Annotated in this window: 19 protein-coding genes; 18 read left to right on the plus strand and 1 reads right to left on the minus strand. The window is 28.0% G+C overall.

Annotated features, from left to right (window positions below; genetic code table 11):
• The first annotated feature begins 13 nt into the window (after positions 1-13).
• The 17 genes from ACYUEX_RS00760 (at position 14) to ACYUEX_RS00840 (ending at position 15,897) form a co-directional block, all read left to right on the plus strand.
• Positions 14-787, plus strand: coding sequence for a tyrosine-protein phosphatase (locus tag ACYUEX_RS00760; RefSeq protein WP_460286119.1), 774 nt, complete (start codon positions 14-16; stop codon positions 785-787).
• Between the two features lie 67 nt (positions 788-854).
• Positions 855-2,702: a polysaccharide biosynthesis protein gene (locus ACYUEX_RS00765; RefSeq protein WP_460286120.1), complete on the plus strand. Its 1,848-nt coding sequence runs from the start codon at positions 855-857 to the stop codon at positions 2,700-2,702.
• A 55-nt stretch (positions 2,703-2,757) separates the two neighbouring features.
• Complete coding sequence (locus ACYUEX_RS00770) at positions 2,758-3,321, plus strand: NeuD/PglB/VioB family sugar acetyltransferase (RefSeq protein ID WP_460286121.1); 564 nt, start codon at positions 2,758-2,760, stop codon at positions 3,319-3,321.
• An 18-nt stretch (positions 3,322-3,339) separates the two neighbouring features.
• Positions 3,340-3,942 carry a sugar transferase gene (locus tag ACYUEX_RS00775; protein ID WP_460286122.1) on the plus strand — a complete coding sequence of 201 codons (603 nt, stop codon included), beginning with the start codon at positions 3,340-3,342 and terminating at the stop codon, positions 3,940-3,942.
• A 63-nt stretch (positions 3,943-4,005) separates the two neighbouring features.
• The gene (locus ACYUEX_RS00780) at positions 4,006-4,902 is read left to right on the plus strand and encodes an NAD-dependent epimerase/dehydratase family protein (protein WP_460286123.1); all 897 of its coding nucleotides are present in this window, start codon (positions 4,006-4,008) and stop codon (positions 4,900-4,902) included.
• Entirely contained in the window at positions 4,899-6,023 is a 1,125-nt protein-coding gene (locus tag ACYUEX_RS00785) for a glycosyltransferase family protein (protein WP_460286124.1), read from the plus strand. Before ACYUEX_RS00780 ends, ACYUEX_RS00785 begins: the two co-directional genes overlap by 4 nt.
• On the plus strand, positions 6,024-6,629 hold the full coding sequence (locus tag ACYUEX_RS00790) for a DapH/DapD/GlmU-related protein (protein WP_460286125.1): 606 nt from the start codon (positions 6,024-6,026) through the stop codon (positions 6,627-6,629).
• 38 nt (positions 6,630-6,667) lie between these two features.
• Positions 6,668-7,852: a glycosyltransferase gene (locus ACYUEX_RS00795; RefSeq protein ID WP_460286126.1), complete on the plus strand. Its 1,185-nt coding sequence runs from the start codon at positions 6,668-6,670 to the stop codon at positions 7,850-7,852.
• Between the two features lie 58 nt (positions 7,853-7,910).
• Positions 7,911-8,870 carry a GT-D fold domain-containing glycosyltransferase gene (locus ACYUEX_RS00800; protein ID WP_460286127.1) on the plus strand — a complete coding sequence of 320 codons (960 nt, stop codon included), beginning with the start codon at positions 7,911-7,913 and terminating at the stop codon, positions 8,868-8,870.
• Between the two features lie 310 nt (positions 8,871-9,180).
• On the plus strand, positions 9,181-10,485 hold the full coding sequence (locus tag ACYUEX_RS00805) for an O-antigen polymerase (RefSeq protein ID WP_460286128.1): 1,305 nt from the start codon (positions 9,181-9,183) through the stop codon (positions 10,483-10,485).
• Positions 10,486-10,853: 368 nt separating this feature from the next.
• Positions 10,854-12,104: an oligosaccharide flippase family protein gene (locus ACYUEX_RS00810; RefSeq protein ID WP_460286129.1), complete on the plus strand. Its 1,251-nt coding sequence runs from the start codon at positions 10,854-10,856 to the stop codon at positions 12,102-12,104.
• A 99-nt stretch (positions 12,105-12,203) separates the two neighbouring features.
• Entirely contained in the window at positions 12,204-12,368 is a 165-nt protein-coding gene (locus tag ACYUEX_RS00815) for a hypothetical protein (RefSeq protein ID WP_460286130.1), read from the plus strand.
• Positions 12,369-12,423: 55 nt separating this feature from the next.
• Positions 12,424-12,567: a hypothetical protein gene (locus ACYUEX_RS00820; protein ID WP_460286131.1), complete on the plus strand. Its 144-nt coding sequence runs from the start codon at positions 12,424-12,426 to the stop codon at positions 12,565-12,567.
• Between the two features lie 151 nt (positions 12,568-12,718).
• The gene (locus ACYUEX_RS00825; RefSeq protein ID WP_460286132.1) at positions 12,719-12,859 is read left to right on the plus strand and encodes a hypothetical protein; all 141 of its coding nucleotides are present in this window, start codon (positions 12,719-12,721) and stop codon (positions 12,857-12,859) included.
• 302 nt (positions 12,860-13,161) lie between these two features.
• The gene (locus tag ACYUEX_RS00830) at positions 13,162-14,526 is read left to right on the plus strand and encodes a UDP-glucose dehydrogenase family protein (RefSeq protein ID WP_460286133.1); all 1,365 of its coding nucleotides are present in this window, start codon (positions 13,162-13,164) and stop codon (positions 14,524-14,526) included.
• A gap of 98 nt (positions 14,527-14,624) precedes the next feature.
• Positions 14,625-15,686 (plus strand): GDP-mannose 4,6-dehydratase, encoded by a 1,062-nt coding sequence (locus tag ACYUEX_RS00835; protein ID WP_460286134.1) that lies wholly within the window; start codon positions 14,625-14,627, stop codon positions 15,684-15,686.
• 43 nt (positions 15,687-15,729) lie between these two features.
• The gene (locus ACYUEX_RS00840; protein ID WP_460286135.1) at positions 15,730-15,897 is read left to right on the plus strand and encodes a hypothetical protein; all 168 of its coding nucleotides are present in this window, start codon (positions 15,730-15,732) and stop codon (positions 15,895-15,897) included.
• 335 nt (positions 15,898-16,232) lie between these two features.
• Here ACYUEX_RS00840 and ACYUEX_RS00845 read toward each other — a convergent pair whose 3' ends face one another.
• Positions 16,233-16,916 carry a hypothetical protein gene (locus tag ACYUEX_RS00845; protein WP_460286136.1) on the minus strand — a complete coding sequence of 228 codons (684 nt, stop codon included), beginning with the start codon at positions 16,914-16,916 and terminating at the stop codon, positions 16,233-16,235.
• Positions 16,917-17,242: 326 nt separating this feature from the next.
• On the opposite strand from ACYUEX_RS00845, the gene ACYUEX_RS00850 reads away from it, so the two are divergent.
• Positions 17,243-18,151, plus strand: coding sequence for a conserved phage C-terminal domain-containing protein (locus ACYUEX_RS00850; RefSeq protein ID WP_460286137.1), 909 nt, complete (start codon positions 17,243-17,245; stop codon positions 18,149-18,151).
• Positions 18,152-18,217 lie beyond the last annotated feature (66 nt).

Raw genomic sequence — 18,217 nt, forward strand, 5'->3', positions numbered from 1 at the left:
AGGCGGGTTAAATATGGTAGATTTACATTCTCATTTAATTTGGGAAATTGATGATGGATCTAAATCTAGGGAAATGACCTTAAATATGTTGAAAAAGGCAATTGAGGGAGGAACTACAAAGATAGTTTCTACCCCACACTTCCTGCCTGGATATTATGAGGTTCCCTTAGAAGAAGTGAAAAAAAGAATAGAAGATGTAAAAAACTTAGCGAAAGAGGAAAATTTAAATATTGATATATATTATGGACAAGAAGTATATTACTCATCAAGCTTATTAGAGAATTATTATAATGGATATATAGGAACAATAAATGATTCAAGATATATGCTAATTGAATTTAATATGAGAGATTTTTCTATTAAAGAGGCAGTTGAGAATATATATGAGTTACAACTTAAGGGAATAGTACCAGTTATAGCCCATCCAGAAAGATATCAAAAATTTATAAAAAATCCTTCTTTAATAAATGAGTTTATAAAAGAGGGATTTCTTTTTCAAGTAAATATGGGAAGTATAACTGGAGACTTTGGAAAAGACGTTAAAAAGACAGTTGATTTATTTTTGAAAAATAAGATTTATAGCTTTATAGGTTCTGATGCTCATAGAGATACCAAAAGAAACACAGATATGAGAAGTGGAACTGAAGCTATAAAGAATTTAGATAAAGATTACTTTAACTACTTAAAAAAATCAGGAGAAAAGCTTATAGAAAATGAGGAAGTTAAGCTTAATGGAAACTTAATAAAAGAGAAAAAAGGGCTTTTTGGTATGTTTAGTAGAGGTTAATTAAAATGCTAAGTAAAATTTGCAAAGAATATTTATATTAATATTTTGAAGATAAGGGTGTGATAATTTGAAAGATTTAGGGAAATTAAGAAAACCAATATTAATACTAATAGATGCAGCTCTTGTAAACTTATCCTATATACTAACCTTATATTTTAGATATAATTACAGCACTTTTATAGAATTAGCATCTAATTATAAAGAAATAGCAATAATAGTTACAATTATTTATATAATTTGTTTTTACTTATTTAAGTTATATGAAAGCATTTGGACTTATGCTAGCATAGATGAGTTTATGTTAGTTATAGGAGCTTGCTTAACGGGTAATCTATCAGCAGCAGTTGTAGGTAGCATTTTATCACACCCCTTTCCTTATGGTGTAATTATAGTATCTTGTGCATTCAATATTCTTTTCATAGTAGGGTTTAGAATATCATTTAGAATATACAATAGATTTACAAATATATTAGACTACAATTCTAACAAAAATCAATTAAAAAGAACTATGATAATAGGAGCCGGAGAAGCAGCTTCTGTAGTAATAAGAGAAATGAAAAATAGCAAGAATAGTAATTACCTTCCATTAGCTTTAATTGATGATAATGAATACAAAGTAGGAAAAAATGTTCTAGGTGTAAAGGTATTAGGTACTAGAAAAGATATTGTAAATATAGCAAAAGAAAAATCAATAGAAAACATAATAATTGCAGTTCCATCCATGGAAGACGAGGATAAAAAAGAAATATTAAATTTATGTAAAAAGACAGAATGTAGAATTCAGACTATTCCGAGTGTGTGTGAAGTTATTGATGGTAAAATCTCACTAAACCAAATTAGAGATGTTAACATTGAAGACTTACTTGGAAGAGACCCTATAGAGCTTGATATGAAAGGAATATCAGAATACATAAAAAATAAATGTATTTTAGTAACAGGGGGAGGAGGCTCAATAGGTTCAGAACTATGTAGGCAAATTGCTAAATTTTCTCCCAAAAAACTTATTATATTCGATATTTATGAAAACAATGCTTATGATATACAAAATGAGCTTAAATACAAATATCCCAAATTAGATTTAAAAGTGCTGATAGGTTCTGTAAGAGATAAAAAAAGGTTAGAGCAAATATTTCAGGAATATTCGCTAGATATAATATTCCATGCAGCAGCTCATAAGCATGTTCCTCTTATGGAAGATAGTCCTATAGAAGCTATTAAAAATAATGTGTTTGGAACCTTTAATGTAGCAGAATGTGCAAATAAATATAAAGCAGAAAGATTTGTATTAATATCTACAGATAAAGCAGTAAACCCAACAAATATTATGGGAGCTACAAAAAGAATGTGTGAAATGATTATACAATCTATGGATAAAATAAGCCAAACACAATTTGTAGCAGTTAGATTTGGGAATGTACTTGGAAGTAATGGTTCAGTTATACCATTATTTAAAAGACAAATAGCCCATGGAGGACCGGTAACAGTAACACATAAAAATATAACTAGATTTTTTATGACGATACCAGAAGCATCACAATTAGTACTTCAAGCAGGTGCCTTTGCTAAAGGAGGAGAAATCTTTGTTTTAGATATGGGTAAACCAGTTAAGATATATGATTTGGCATGTGATCTTATAAGACTTTCAGGTTTTGAGCCAAATAAAGACATAAAAATTAAAGTAACTGGACTTAGACCTGGTGAAAAGTTATACGAAGAACTTCTAATGAGCGAAGAAGGGCTAACTAATACAAAACATAAAAAGATATTTATTGGTAAGCCTACCTTTAATGATATATATGAGCTAAAAAGTCAAATGGAGGAACTAAAATATATCATTGAAAAAAATGACATTGAAAACTTAATTTTAAAGGTAAAAGATATAGTTCCAACTTATGTGAAAAAGGAAAATGATTAATTAGCTATTAGTATATAGGTTATAAAAAAGTTTGTAATAAAAGGGTGTTGTTGCTATGGAGAATTTATTAATAATAGGTGCTGGAGGCCATGGAAAAGTTGTAGCAGAAGCTGCAGATCTTGAAAAAAAATATGATAAAATATCATTCCTTGATGATAAAGAGGGTATAGAAAATATATATAATTTTAAAGTAGTTGGTAAAATTGATAGGTATATTGAGTTTATAAATGAGTATAAATATGCATTTGTTGCAATTGGAAATAATGAAAAAAGATTGGAACTTATAGATAAACTTATAAGTGTGGGCTTTAATGTACCAATCATTATTCATCCAAAAGCATCAGTAAGTAAATACAGTAATATAGGACTAGGAACAGTTATCCTAGCTAATGCTGTAGTTAATGTTAACACAACTATTGGAAATGGGTGCATTTTAAATATTAATTCTTCTGTAGACCATGATTGTGACATATCTAGTGGAGTTCATATTTCATCTGGTGCAGTTATTAGAAGTATGGTTAATATAGGAGAACTATCAATAATAGATGCTGGAGCTTGTGTTACAGCACAAAAGGTTTTAAAAGAGAAATCTTTTTTACAAGCAGGAAAAGTTTTTTAGATGGTAAGGGGGTAAATTATGAAAAGATTTTTTGATTTTTTAATTAGTTTAATATTATTAGCATTATGTTCACCTGTAATTTTATTAGTTGCAATACTAATAAAGTTAACCTCAGAGGGACCAGTATTTTTTACTCAAATGAGAATAGGTAAAAATAATGAACTATTTAAGCTTTATAAGTTTAGAACAATGAAGACTGGAACACCAAATGTAGCAACAGATAAGCTTGGAAACGCTCAAAGTTATTTAACAACTGTTGGAAAAATTTTAAGAAAGACAAGCTTAGATGAAGTTCCACAGTTAATAAATATACTTAAAGGAGATATGACATTTGTTGGACCAAGACCAGCCTTATACAATCAATATAATCTAAAGGAACTTAGAACAAAAGCTGGTGTACATACACTGGTTCCAGGAATTACAGGATGGGCACAAATAAATGGTCGTGACCATAATGATGATTTTCAAAAAACAGAGTTAGATAGGTATTACTTAAACAATAAATCCATTAATTTAGATATAAAAATATTATTTATGACTTTTTTTAAGGTTCTTAGAGCAGAAGGAATAATTGAGGGTCAAAATAAGCTTGGAGAAGAGAAAGAAAGAATGGGTGCTTAGTTGATTGAAGAATAATATTAAAGTTAATATATGTCTTAGGTTATAGAAGGAAGGTGAGAGCAAATGAAAAAGATTCTTATAACTGGAGCAAATAGTTATATAGGAACAAGTTTTGAAAAGTGGCTTAAGCAATGGGAAAATGAATATGCAGTTGAAACTGTGGATATGATAGATGGAACTTGGAAGGAAAAAGACTTTTCTAAGTTTGATGTGGTATTTCATGTAGCTGGGATTGCTCATGTATCAACTGATCCAAATATGGAGGATTTATATTACAAAGTTAATCGTGATCTTACCATTGAAACGGCTAAGAAAGCTAAAATAGAAGGAGTTAAGCAATTTGTTTTTATGAGTAGTATTATCGTTTATGGTGATAGTAGTCATATAAATCATAAAAGAGTTATAGATAACAATACAGTTCCAACACCAAGTAACTTCTATGGAAGAAGTAAGTTACAGGCTGAAGAGGGAATTGCTCCATTTCAAGATGATAACTTTAATGTAGTTATAATAAGGCCACCAATGATATTTGGTAAAGACTCTAAAGGAAATTATCCTAAGCTTGCCAAGATAGCTCAGAAGTTGCCAATATTTCCTGATATCAAGAATGAAAGAAGTATGCTTCATATAGACAACCTTTGTGAGTTCATTAGACTTATGATTGTTAATGAGGAAAGAGGAATATTTTACCCTCAAAATGCTGAGTATATAGGGACAAGCGAATTAGTGAAGCTTGTTGCGGAAGCTCATGGAAAGAGGATTATACTTACAAAAGTATTTAACCCTGCATTGAAGTTAATGGGTAATTTTGTTGGAATGGTAAATAAGGCATTTGGTAATTTAGTTTATGAGAAAAGTATGAGTGATTATAAAGAGAAATATAGGGTTAGAGATTTGAAAGAGTCGGTAAGGGTGACGGAAGTGGAAGATGTGACACGTAGAGTGGGTGTAGAATCATGAAGGTAGTTATTGTTAATTGCTTTGATACTTATGAGGATAGAATAGATTTACTTCATGATTTTTTTAGTAATAAAGGTGATGATGTTACAGTTGTTCAATCTGATTTTAGACATTTTAAAAAGATCAAACGTACTCAAAATAAACAGGACTTTATATTTGTAGAATCAAAGCCATATTATAAAAATATGTCAGTAGCAAGAATGAGATCACATTATGATTTTGCAAAGAGAGCATTTAAGGTTGTAGAGAATTTACATCCAGACTTATTATACGTAATGGTACCACCAAATTCACTAGCTAAATTTGCTGCTAAATATAAAAGAAAACATAATGATGGAAAGTTAATTTTTGATTTAATAGACCTTTGGCCTGAAACTATGCCGGTAGGAAAAGTTGAATCATTACCACCATTTTGTTTTTGGCGTACGATGAGAGACAATGCATTAAAGTATGCAGATTGTGTTATAACAGAATGTGACTTATATCAGAAAGTACTTACAAAATATTTAAAAGGTGTTAAAGCTAAGACAGTATATTTAGCCAAAAGAGAAGTGGAGATTTATAGTCAACCTGTGTTAAATAAAGATGAAATTCACTTATGTTATTTGGGCTCAATAAATAATATAATTGATATTCCTAAAATAAAAAAGCTTATAAATGAAATAAATAAAATTAAGCCTGTAGCACTTCATGTTATAGGTGACGGAGAAAGCAAGGATATTTTAATTGATGAAGTAAAAAGTACAGGTGCAATTATAGAATATCATGGAAAAGTATATGACTCGCAAAAGAAGAAGGATATATTTGATAAATGCCATTTTGGATTAAATATTATGAAAGATACAGTATGTGTTGGACTTACTATGAAGTCTATTGACTATTTTCAAGGTGGGCTTCCAATTATAAATAGTATTGAAGCAGATACTGAAGATATAGTTGATAAATATAAGATAGGTATAAATGTTATAAATGAGAACATAGAAGATGTAGCTACTAAGGTGGCTGGCTTTAATATAAAAGAATTATTGATCATGAGAGAGAATACAAAGATGGTGTTTGATAGTCTATTTTCTCTTGAGGCATTTAATGAAAAATTAAAAGATGCAATTAAGGAGTTGTAAATGTTCATGAAAAATGGATACGGATTAGGTGAAATGTTTACTAATGCAATATCACTTATTTACACAAAAATATTTTATAAAGGTGCACGTTTAATACGTAGGCCAATATACGTTAGAGGTAAAAAATTTTTGCGATATGATGAGGGCTTTACTACAGGGTATAGTTGTAGGTTAGAAATGTTTGATACAGAAGTTGGTGGAGATAAGAAACTCATAGTAGGCAAAAACTGCAAGATTGGTGATTACGTTCATATTGCAGCTGGGGAGAGAGTTACCATAGGAGAAAATTGTCTAATGGCATCAAAAATATATATTAGTGATATTAATCATGGAGATTATTCTGGAAATTTTGAGTATTCATCACCTGATACTCCACCAGATGATAGAACATTATATACAAAGCCTGTTTCGATAGGAAATAATGTTTGGATAGGTGAAAATGTATGCATTTTACCTGGAGTTAATATTGGAAATGGATGCATTATTGGAGCGAATTCCGTGGTTAACAGGGATGTTCCTGATAATTGCATTGTTGCAGGGGTACCGGCTAAAGTAATAAAAAAATATGATAAATATACAAAAAAATGGAATAAATATAATGATTAATATATTATGAATCAAGTTAGATAAGGGTTGGTGATGGAATGATTGGATTATTCAGTTTTGATGGACCAATGTATCGTGATTGTAATGGAGTATATTGTAATACAACGATTACTTCTGAAATGTTTTCACGATATTTTCATGTAGTAGATGAATTAATTGTTGTTATTCGTACATTTCATATAGATAAAACTTATGAAGAGGCTAATTTAAAAAAGGTAGAATTAAAAGGTCTTCAATTTATTGAAATTCCCAATTTAAATTCTATTAGTGGATTTTTAATAGATAAACCTAAATATAAAAAGCTAATTGGAGAACAAGTTGAAAAAGCTGACTTGATATTTGCAAGAATGCCAAGTGTTATTAGCGATATAACTATTCATATAGCAAGAAATATGGGGAAAAAGTATATGGTAGAAGTTGGAGGATGTGCTTGGGATGCTTATTGGAACCATGGATTAATGGGGAAATTAGTTGCACCATACATGTTTTTAAATGAAGTTAAAGGTGTAAAAAATGCTACTTTTGCGTCATATGTAACTGAAAAATGGCTACAAAAACGTTACCCATGTAGTTGCCCAACTATTTCAGCATCAAATGTTTATTTAAAACCTCTTGATGAATCTATTTTAGAACAACGATTAAATAATATACAAATAAAAAATAAGCGTGACAGGACTATAATAGGAACAACAGCAGCTGTCGATGTAAGTTATAAAGGGCAAGAATATATTATAAAAGCCATTTCAGAATTAAATAAGCAAGGATATGATTTTGAATATGAATTAGTTGGAGGAGGAGACAACTCTTACTTAAAAAAACTAGCAAAAAAGCTTGGAGTGGAAGATAAGGTTAGATTTAAAGGACTATTATTACATAACGATGTGATTAAATGGCTTGACTCAATAGATATATATGCTCAACCAAGTAAACAGGAGGGATTACCTCGTGCTTTAATTGAAGCGTTAAGTAGGGGATGTCCAGCTATTGGTTCAATAACTGCAGGAATACCAGAGTTGCTTCAGACTGAAACAGTATTTAAAAACGGAGATGTAAATCAAATTTGTGATATATTAAAAATGCTTATTCGCAGTGATCTTTGTAAAATAGCAAAACGTAATTTTGAAAAAGCAAAGGAATATGAATTAATACGATTGAACACTAAACGAAATGAGATTTACGAGCAATATTGTAGTTCAGTAGTTTATGAGAATTATAAGAAATAATCAAGCATACGAGTATTACAAAAAGAAAGAATTATGATAATAAATATTGGGGGAAAATATGACAACGATTATTAAAATTAAACGAGAACTTTCACGAACAATAGTTGGACGAACTCTTTTAAAGATTTATCATTATATTATAGCTATACCGTTAGCTAAAATTTACTCATTTAAGTTTTATTTTATAAGAAACAATTTTAAACACATATTATTTTATTCAATCGAAGATACATTTGATATGATAAAAACCAAAAAAAAGTCTTTATGTAGATTTGGCGATGGTGAAATTTCATGGATATATCAGGATTCTAAAGGGTATTTTGGACAGGAGAATTCTAAAGAATTAAGTGATAGACTAAGTAGTATCATATGTTCAGAGAATGAGGATATACTTATTGGGATACCTAACTTTTTTGGCTCAATGGATCATTATACTCGAAAGCATAGAGAATCAAGAAATACACATTTAGCAAAATATTATAAAAGGTGGATGGTATTGTTAGATACTGACAGATTTTATGCAGATGCTTTATTAACAAGAGTGTATTATGGTCGTATAGATAATAAAGGCGAATATATGTTTAAGAATTGGAAAAGTGTATGGGAAAATAAAAATATAATAATCATTGAAGGTAGTCAAACAAGATTTGGCGTAGGGAACGATTTATTAAATAATGTACGTAGTATTAGACGGATTATAGCTCCTGCTGAAAATGCTTTTGAAAAATATAATGAGATATTAAATATTTCAAAAAAATATATATCAGAAGATGTTTTATTTTTAATTTCATTAGGACCTACAGCAACAGTGTTAGCATATGACATTGGAATTTCTGGAGGCCAGGCTATTGATATTGGACACCTAGACATAGAGTATGAATGGTATTTATCTGGTACAAGTAAAAAGAAATCTGTAATTGGTAAATATGTTAATGAAGCAGGAGGGGCACCAAATATTGAAATACCGGAAGCTATATTGTATGAATATAAATCTCAGATTATAAAATATATAGTATAAGTTGATTATAAAGAGAAACTGTACTACGAATAATAATTGTCTTTATGAATAGCTTATTTGGTTAGCACAGTATGAGGTGAAGTTCTCGTATAAAACTGTTAGCAATATAATATTAATTGACTCAATAATGATGGTTATATTTCTTATGAACCGTGATAAAAAAGTGTCTAATATAAAGATTAAGACACATGTACTTATTAGTTATATATTACTAGAATATTAGCTAATGACGAAGCCGATAAATATCAAATTATATAATAAATATAATTACATTTAGTTAAGAGTATAATGTACTCAGATTGAGGTGTTTATGGATAAAGTTAATAAAAATTTAAGAATAGCTGGGGGATTGAAATTATATACAGATATTATAGTATCGATATTTTTATGGGGAGCAATTATTATTTTAGATAATTCTCAATATTCATTAAGATGTTTAGGTGTTTTATTAATATTTATATCATTGTATCAACTATTCAAGGTAAGATTTAGTACAGAATTACTTATTTTATTTGGCACAATTGCTTATATTAATATATCGGTAGCATTGGGGGATTTGTTGCAAATTGGTCAAGTATTAGGTATAAATACTTTAGATTGGCAAATGGCAGTTCGTATATCGGAATATAATGCATTAGGAGCAAAATCTATTTTGCTCTTAATGAGCATTCTAAACTTATGTATAAATAGAAAATATTTAAGGGAAATTAGTCCTGATGCATGCACTCCAATAAAAAAGAAAGAAAATAATTATATTTTTTTTGTTGGTTTATTTATTTTATTAATATTCTGGTTATTTGGATATGAAACATCAATAGGAAGTACTTATCATAGTAATACGCGTACTATATATGAATACAGTATCATAATTTTTATAGTTGTATGGTTTTATAGTGGAAATTCAAAAATAAAGAAATATTTATTATATTCATATGCAACTATATATATTCTACAAGCATTAATTAGGGGAGATCGTTCTTCAGCATTTCCTATGATAATTGTTTTATTTATAATTCAAAATTATAAGATTAAAATTAAAACATTAATTATTCTGGCTATATGTGGAATTTTTGCATCTAATATTATATCTGTATATCGAGTAGCATTTTCTATTTCTGAACTTAAAAGTTTGTATTTATCCAAATACGGTATGGCTTCGTTCCTATCTGATACTGTATCACAATCTTATTATACGGCGATTACCATTTTGAATGTGCATGATATAATTCCTTCAACAATGGGGTACTTTATTAATTTCCTAGGTGGAATAATAATGGGTGGAGGTTTTAATAATGCTGATGTAGGAGCTATATCATATAATTATCTACTGAATAAAGGCGGAGGTTTTTACTTCTCTTGGTTTTATTTTTGGTTTGGCATATTTGGGGTAGTAATTGGTTCGTTCTTTTTAGGATATTTAATTAGATTATTTTTCCGTAGTAGGAATAACTATATTAAATTATATAAGATAAGTTTAATTGCAATGTCATTTAGATGGTATTTATATACACCATTTGTTTTATTTAGATCAGTACTGTTCATATTTACAATCTTATTGCTTATTTGTTATATGGTTGAAAGACTCACTATTAAGAAATATATGAATCATAGTTAATCTACATATTTTACATAAAATGCAGTTGTGAATAACTCCTCAAGATTGAAATTTGATATAGCCTCCTGTTATGTAGAATTATAACAGGATAAAGTTTAGTATATGATTTATCTAATCATGAATTATCTACACGAATGAGAAAAGAACTAAGAGTAGTTTCATGAAATTTATTGCATGGATAAGGTGCTTTTTTAGAAGAAGTAAAAATTATAATTATGACATATTATTCAATTGAATTTAGCGGAATAAAGTGATTTTACCAAGTAACTTTTTTGAAAATCTGAAATTTACAAAAAGAAATCCCATGGAACTTTATAAATATATTATTTTTATAAATCTTCAAATTGTTTAGAAGGGATGATGATTATTTGAGAAATAAGAATGAGTATATCATATCAATTGTATCAAAAATAATACTCGTAGGGTTGTCTTTTATAAACTCGGTATTAATTAATAGATATTTAGGTCCAGTATTAAAAGGTGAATATTTTTATATACTAAACATATCAAACATTATTACTATTATTATAGGATTTAATATAGCTTCTTCTTATCCATATTTTTCAAAAAAATATGGACTTAGTATTAGACAAAAGCTTATTAACATTATATTTTTTCAAATGGGGATATACACACTTAATGCTATTCTTTTATCTTTTTTTATAAAGAATAATTTATTTATTTATATAATGATTATTAGTATTTTACTTCAATTTAGTAATCAATTAGATTTCATGAGTATTATTGATAGTATTAATAAAAGAAATAAAATTACTGTTATTTCTACTTTTATTTATTCATCAATATTATTTTACTTGTTTTTCTATACTAAAAATAGTTTAGAGTATATCGTAGGAGCACTATTATTATTCAATGTAATTAAATCTTTATTATATATTGTTAATAATAAATTTATTCCTTTAAAGATTTTAGAAGATTCTCCATCATTATTTGAAATTTTTAGATTTAGTTTCTTTCCTATGATTACTTCATTACTTACAACATTTAATTATAATATCGATGTTGTTATATTAAAATTATTTGTTGCTAATAGTGAAATAGGAATGTATAGTGTTGGTGTTACATTAGCAGCAATGTTATGGATTATTCCTGATGCTTTTAAGGAAGTATTATTTAACAAAACAGCTAAAAGTGATTCAATTGATGCAATTGTCTTGAGTATTAAAATTAATGTTTATATAAGTTTAATTGTTATTTTAGGTTTTGTTTTCATAGGCAAGAATTTTATTTCTTTAGTTTATGGGATTGAATATCTTGATGCCTATAATGTTTCTGTTATTTTGCTTGTAGGAACGATACCAATGATATTCTTTAAAATTATTAATACGCTATATCTTGCTATTGGAAAACAAAAATATAGTTTTTATATATTATTCATATCAGTATTATTAAATGTAGTGATAAATTTCTTGATGATTCCGTTTCTTGGGATAGAGGGAGCTGCAATTTCTTCAGTTTTATCTTACATGATATGTGGAATAGTTATGCTTATATCTTTTAATAAAAAATACGAACTTAGTATTAAAGATATATTTCTAATAAATAGTTATGAAAAAGAAAAGATTAAAAGTATTATTTTGAAAAAAGGAATGAATTAAACGTAAAGTAAGGAAAGCGTAATTGATATATTATATAATAATTTACAAATTATTAAATCTAGATTAGAATACTTTTTATAGAAATTTAAAGAAGAGATAATGATAAACAGCTATGAAAATACGTCTAATCCTGATGGATATGATTTTAACGAAAAGTTTATGAATTATATTAATTATGAACATAATAAAATAAGAAAGAAGTTATACTTACCATATAGTAGAAGTCCTTTTTATATTATAAAATTTATAGCTATGTTTTATTAACGTATAGAAAAGTTAATAGAATTATAAGAAGAAAATTAAATATAAGGTGATGATTATGGATAATAGTAAAACTCAATTAGAAGTGTTTTATAATTCATCACTAGATGTTCAAAATTCCAATAAAATATTTAATGATTTAAAAATATTTTTTTATAGAGAGCTAAAAAGTAAAATTTTCTGGAGATCTCTGTTTTTGTAGTAGTGAGATAAAAAAGATTAAGATATGTAGAAGAAAAAAGAATAGATGATTTAGTGCAAAGGATATCTGATAAAATACGATATATTGATAAAGAAAAAATTGATTATAGTTTTTTAATACTGAAGAATTTGTAAGAATTGTACTTTATTATTTGGAGAAATCACAAACTGATTATAGATATAACAAGATTCAGTATTATGCCAATGCATTATTAAATTATTCAGCTAAAAAAATTTCAGAGGGTTTTTATAAGGAAAGAATAATAAAAATAATATCAAAGATTACAGTATAACATTTATTAGTACTTAAAAAGGCATATGATATTCATAAAAATAAAGAAAAAAATGACTCTAACAAAGTTGAATTTACAGATGTATTAAAAGTTGAAGAGATTGACAAAGATATTTTTAAATATTCTATTCTTGGTTTAAAATCAGAGAAATCAATTAATTAAGTAATTGGCGCTATTCTAGATTATTTTAGTGGTAGCTATTATATTAGTAAATATGGAATTAGGTGTATTAAAATAATAACATTGAATATATAAGTTAAAAGAATTTATTATAATAATTTTTAAAAGAGGGGTAAATAAACATGTACAAAATAGCAGTAGCAGGAACAGGCTATGTAGGCCTTGTGGCAGGGGTTTGCTTTGCAGAGGTAGGTCATCAAGTTACCTGTGTAGATATTGATGAAAAAAAAATAAAGTTAATGGAGAGTGGAGTTTCTCCAATTTATGAAGCAGATTTAGAAGGTCTTATGCAAAAGAATTATGCAGCTGGTAGACTTCATTATACTACAGATTATAAAACTGCTTATAAAGAAGCAGATGCTATCTTTATTGGAGTAGGAACTCCAGAGCAATCAGATGGTTCTGCAAATTTAAATTATATAGCTACAGTTGCAAGGCAAATAGCTGAAACTATAGAAAAAGATTGTCTTGTAGTTGTTAAGTCAACAGTACCTGTTGGTACTAATGATAAGGTAGAGCAATTTATAAAGGACTTTTTAGTTAATGATGTGAAGGTAGAGGTGGCATCAAATCCTGAGTTCTTAGCTCAAGGAACTGCAGTTCATGATACACTTCATGCTGCAAGAATTATAATTGGAACTGAAAGTAAATGGGCAGAAGAGATGCTTATGAAGATATATGAACCATTTAATCTTCCAATAGTATCTGTAAATAGACGTTCTGCAGAGATGATAAAGTATGCATCTAATGATTTTTTAGCTCTTAAAATATCATATATGAATGATATAGCTAATCTTTGTGAGCTTGTTGGAGCAAGTATTCAAGATGTGGCTAAGGGTATGAGTTATGATGAGCGTATTGGTAGAAAGTTCTTAAATGCTGGCATTGGCTATGGTGGTTCATGTTTTCCTAAGGATACAAAGGCTCTTGAGTATCTTGCAAGACAAAATGGTTATGAGCTTAGAACTATTAAAGCTGCAATTGATGTAAATAAAGACCAAAAGACTATGTTATATAAGAAGGCTTGTAGACGTCTTATTACATTTAGTGGACTAAAAGTAGCAGTACTTGGACTTACTTTTAAACCAGGAACAGATGATTTAAGGGAAGCACCATCACTTGAGAATATTCCTTTATTACTAGAACAAGGAGCTGAAGTTTATGCTTATGATCCAGTAGGAAAGGATAACTTTAGTAAGGTTTATCCAGAAGGAAAAAATGGACAAGGTACTATAAAGTATGTAGATAATATAGAGGAAGCTTTAAAAGGAGCTAATGTATGTTTTATATTCACTGAATGGGGTGAAGTTAAAGCTATTACTCCAAAAAAATACAAAGAATTAATGAGAACGCCTTTAGTTTATGATGGAAGAAATATATATGATGTTGAAGAGATGAATGAAGTAGGCGTAGAGTATTACTCAATAGGAAGAACTTATATGAAGACTAGTGATGCAATTGATGAGGCTGCAGCAACTAAGAGTTAAATTTATATTTTTTATAAAATAATTGAAATGTTAAAAAGAAAGTAGTTTAAGATATTATTATCTGTAATGATAAATATCTATTTTAAGGGGGATTAAAATTGAGTTACAAAACTTTAGATACGTCTAAAACTTATCTTGTTACTGGAGCAGCAGGGTTCATTGGATTTTATTTGTCTAAAAAGCTTTTGGGGAAAGGCTGTAGAGTAATTGGTATTGATAATATAAACGATTATTACGACGTTAATCTTAAATATGAAAGATTGGAAAAGCTTAAACCTTTTGAAAAGTTTACTTTTATTAAAGAAGATATATCAAATAAAGCTATAATCATGAGCATTTTTGAAGAATATAAACCTAATATTGTAGTAAATTTAGCAGCTCAAGCAGGGGTAAGATATTCTATAGAGAATCCAGATGTATACATTGGAAGTAATGTTGTAGGATTTTTTAACATTCTAGAAGCTTGTAGATATAATCATGTAGATCACCTTGTATATGCATCATCTAGTTCTGTATATGGTTCTAATAAAAAAGTTCCATTTGAAGAAACTGATTTTGTAGATCATCCAGTATCATTATACGCAGCTACAAAGAAATCAAATGAACTTATGGCGCATACTTATAGTCATCTTTATAAGATACCATCTACAGGGTTAAGATTTTTCACTGTATATGGGCCTATGGGAAGACCTGATATGGCGTACTTTGGATTTGCTGATAAATATTTTAATGGAGAGGCTATTAAGATATTCAACAATGGTGACTTTGAAAATGATTTGTATAGAGACTTTACTTATGTAGATGATATAGTAGAAGGAATAGAGAGACTTCTTAATAATCCTCCTAGTGAAGATGTTGTTAATAGTGATAAAGATAAGAACAGTACTGGAGTTCCACATAGAGTATTTAATATTGGAAATAATAATCCAGAAAAATTAATGGTATTTATTACAGCGTTAGAAGAAGCTTTAAGTAAGTCATTAGAAAGACAAATAGTTTTTGAAAAGATATTTGAACCTTTGAAAGCAGGAGATGTTCCAGCAACCTACGCTTCTACAGATAAACTTCAGGAAGCAGTAGAATTTAAACCATCAACAAGTGTACAAGAAGGACTTCAGAGATTTGCTGATTGGTATGTAGAGTATTACGGTAAAAAATAATAATCATATCAATTTTTATTCAACTCAATGTCAAGTATTTTGGGTGAATAATGGTAATAGAAATTTAGTGCAAGAAATGGAAGAAGCTATAAATATATCTTTAGAAAAAGCACAAGAGTTAGTTAATAAACATGTAATACCATTATTAAAAGATTATGAAAATAAAAATCCTAGAGTAATAGATAATTACTTTATGAAGGGTTCAGAATGAAATTTAAAGAGCATACCTACAACAGAATATAATAATAATTTCTATAGTGTTATGGTAACAGATACTAAAAGAGCAGAAACAAAGTATTATGTTAATGAATCTAATGGAAATATATATGGTGTAGTAACTGGATCTAAAATAAATTAATACTAATGTAGATATAGCATAAGAATAAAGAAGAATAAAAAACGATAGCACAGTAAAAGCTATCGTTTTTTATATTTATTGTGACAGTAGATGATTTGTGTAATTCTTTTTACGCTTATGAGCGAACAAGTAAAGACAACATTAAAATGATGTATATAAGGTAAAAGTATGAAAATATAAATAATACATTAAAGTGACCATTTATAAATAGTTCCACCTAACTCCATTTCTAGGTACGTAGAATCACTATTAGTTATTGCTATAAATTCTTTTCCAGTAGCATTTCTTCCTTTGCCTATATCATATGTTCCAGCACCTTTTGAATTAGGATATGTCCTACATTTAGTACCATTAGAATCATAGAATTCAGCTTGGTTATCTAAGAAGAAATCTAATTCTCCCATGCTGATGTTCTCCACAGTGTAATTTATTTCAACAACATTTTTCACTTGATCAGCAAATTGATTTCTTTCACTAGTTAACTGAACACTATTGATCGTCAATGCAAATTCTCCTTTAGAACCGTATTTAAATACTATTCTTTCCCCTATTTTATTAGCTTTTTTAGCTTCTTCTTCTTTAGCAAGTTTTTCTGCTTCAGCTTTTTTAGCAGCTTCTTCCTTGGCTAATCTTTCTTTTTCTACCTTTTTTTCATCCGCCTTCATATTAAACCATGGTTCAGCTTCATCTACTTTTGCTTGTAGATCATTAATTGAATTGTTTTTATCTGATATTTCACTTGATAAAGTATCTACAGATTGTTGTAATTCTGAAATTTTTGAAGAGTTTGAGAAAATAATGCCACCGAAAATAAAGCAAATTATTCCTATAACTACTCTATTTTTTAAAACTTTTATAAATTTTTCTTTCATTTCATTACTCCCTTATGAAAATATGTTAACTAATATTTTACCATATAAATCATTTATTGTAAATATATGTTTAATATACGATTCAGAAAGATGGGAATTATTATGATATATAATAATATTAGAAGTATATATTTCAGAACAGCAGAAGTATCAATTTTAGAACAGCAGATAGTATCAAACTGAAACATCTGCTGTTCTTTTTTGTATATTAGAGAGAACTGGAATAGTTGTGACAAATAATATAAAAATATTTTTCTCAAAAAGTTCAAACATTAGGTATTTATTAGTTGAAGGATAAAATAATTATTTTAAAGGGGATAGGATTTATGCAATATTCATTTTTAGGGTTTTCAGTTAAAAAGATTATGGAGTTTGATTTAGATGTTAAAGATTTAGCTATACTTAGATATTTTGATGATTTTAGAGATAGTGGAAGAATGAATTATGAAGTTATTGAAGGTGAAAAGTATTATTGGGTTAGTTATCAAAGTTTTGCAAAGGAAATGCCTTATTTAGGATTAGAAAAGAGATCAATTATGGCTAGGATGTTAAAGCTAAGAGATTTAGAGATATTAGATCATTATACTAAAAAAGAAGGAGGAACCTTCTCTTATTTTAAGCTTGGTAAAAGATTTTATGAGCTTTTTGATGATAATAATATGCAAAATAATGCCCATAGTGTCTTTAAAAATGATGATACTGTTCATAAGTCAGAAAAGGAAAGGTCTTGTGATGATGAGGTTATCTATAAAAATGATAAAAGGCTATCTACAGAAAATCATAAGGGGTGTACATCAAAATGTTCATCAAAGACTAATCTATTAAATAATTCATCTATTATAGATACTAATATATATAAATATATAGAAGAAGCTAAAGAAATAATTGCATATTTAAATTCAAAGATTGGAACTAATTATAAAGAAAATAACAAAGGTACTATTATGTTAATTAAGGATAAGCTCAAGGAAGGCTATGATATTGATGATTTTAAGACTGTTATTGATAAAAAGGTGAAGACTTGGAAAAATAATAAGTTTGAGCAATATTTAAATCCTCAAACTTTATTTGGAGATAAGTTTGAAATATATTTAAATCAAAATATCATTAAAGAAGAGAAAAAGAATAAAGACTATGAAGATTATAGAGGCCGTAAGAAATTAAGGTTTAATAATTTTATAGGAAGAGATTATGATTATGACATTTTAGAAAAGCAGCTTTTAGGGTGGGCATGATTAAAATTTATAATTAATAGCATGGTCTTAGGGGAGGCGCGTTTGGCGACATACCCTGGGGCCAAA

Source organism: Clostridium sp. CTA-7 (genome assembly GCF_054768095.1).

Excerpts from the sequence above, each read along its gene's own strand:
- ACYUEX_RS00760 (WP_460286119.1), top strand. The coding sequence starts at position 14 with ATGGTAGATTTACATTCTCATTTAATTTGGGAAATTGATGATGGATCT.
- ACYUEX_RS00770 (WP_460286121.1), top strand. The coding sequence starts at position 2,758 with ATGGAGAATTTATTAATAATAGGTGCTGGAGGCCATGGAAAAGTTGTA.
- ACYUEX_RS00775 (WP_460286122.1), top strand. The coding sequence starts at position 3,340 with ATGAAAAGATTTTTTGATTTTTTAATTAGTTTAATATTATTAGCATTA.
- ACYUEX_RS00780 (WP_460286123.1), top strand. The coding sequence starts at position 4,006 with ATGAAAAAGATTCTTATAACTGGAGCAAATAGTTATATAGGAACAAGT.
- ACYUEX_RS00785 (WP_460286124.1), top strand. The coding sequence starts at position 4,899 with ATGAAGGTAGTTATTGTTAATTGCTTTGATACTTATGAGGATAGAATA.
- ACYUEX_RS00790 (WP_460286125.1), top strand. The coding sequence starts at position 6,024 with ATGTTCATGAAAAATGGATACGGATTAGGTGAAATGTTTACTAATGCA.
- ACYUEX_RS00795 (WP_460286126.1), top strand. The coding sequence starts at position 6,668 with ATGATTGGATTATTCAGTTTTGATGGACCAATGTATCGTGATTGTAAT.
- ACYUEX_RS00800 (WP_460286127.1), top strand. The coding sequence starts at position 7,911 with ATGACAACGATTATTAAAATTAAACGAGAACTTTCACGAACAATAGTT.
- ACYUEX_RS00805 (WP_460286128.1), top strand. The coding sequence starts at position 9,181 with ATGGATAAAGTTAATAAAAATTTAAGAATAGCTGGGGGATTGAAATTA.
- ACYUEX_RS00815 (WP_460286130.1), top strand. The coding sequence starts at position 12,204 with ATGATAAACAGCTATGAAAATACGTCTAATCCTGATGGATATGATTTT.
- ACYUEX_RS00820 (WP_460286131.1), top strand. The coding sequence starts at position 12,424 with ATGGATAATAGTAAAACTCAATTAGAAGTGTTTTATAATTCATCACTA.
- ACYUEX_RS00830 (WP_460286133.1), top strand. The coding sequence starts at position 13,162 with ATGTACAAAATAGCAGTAGCAGGAACAGGCTATGTAGGCCTTGTGGCA.
- ACYUEX_RS00845 (WP_460286136.1), bottom strand. The coding sequence starts at position 16,916 with ATGAAAGAAAAATTTATAAAAGTTTTAAAAAATAGAGTAGTTATAGGA.
- ACYUEX_RS00850 (WP_460286137.1), top strand. The coding sequence starts at position 17,243 with ATGCAATATTCATTTTTAGGGTTTTCAGTTAAAAAGATTATGGAGTTT.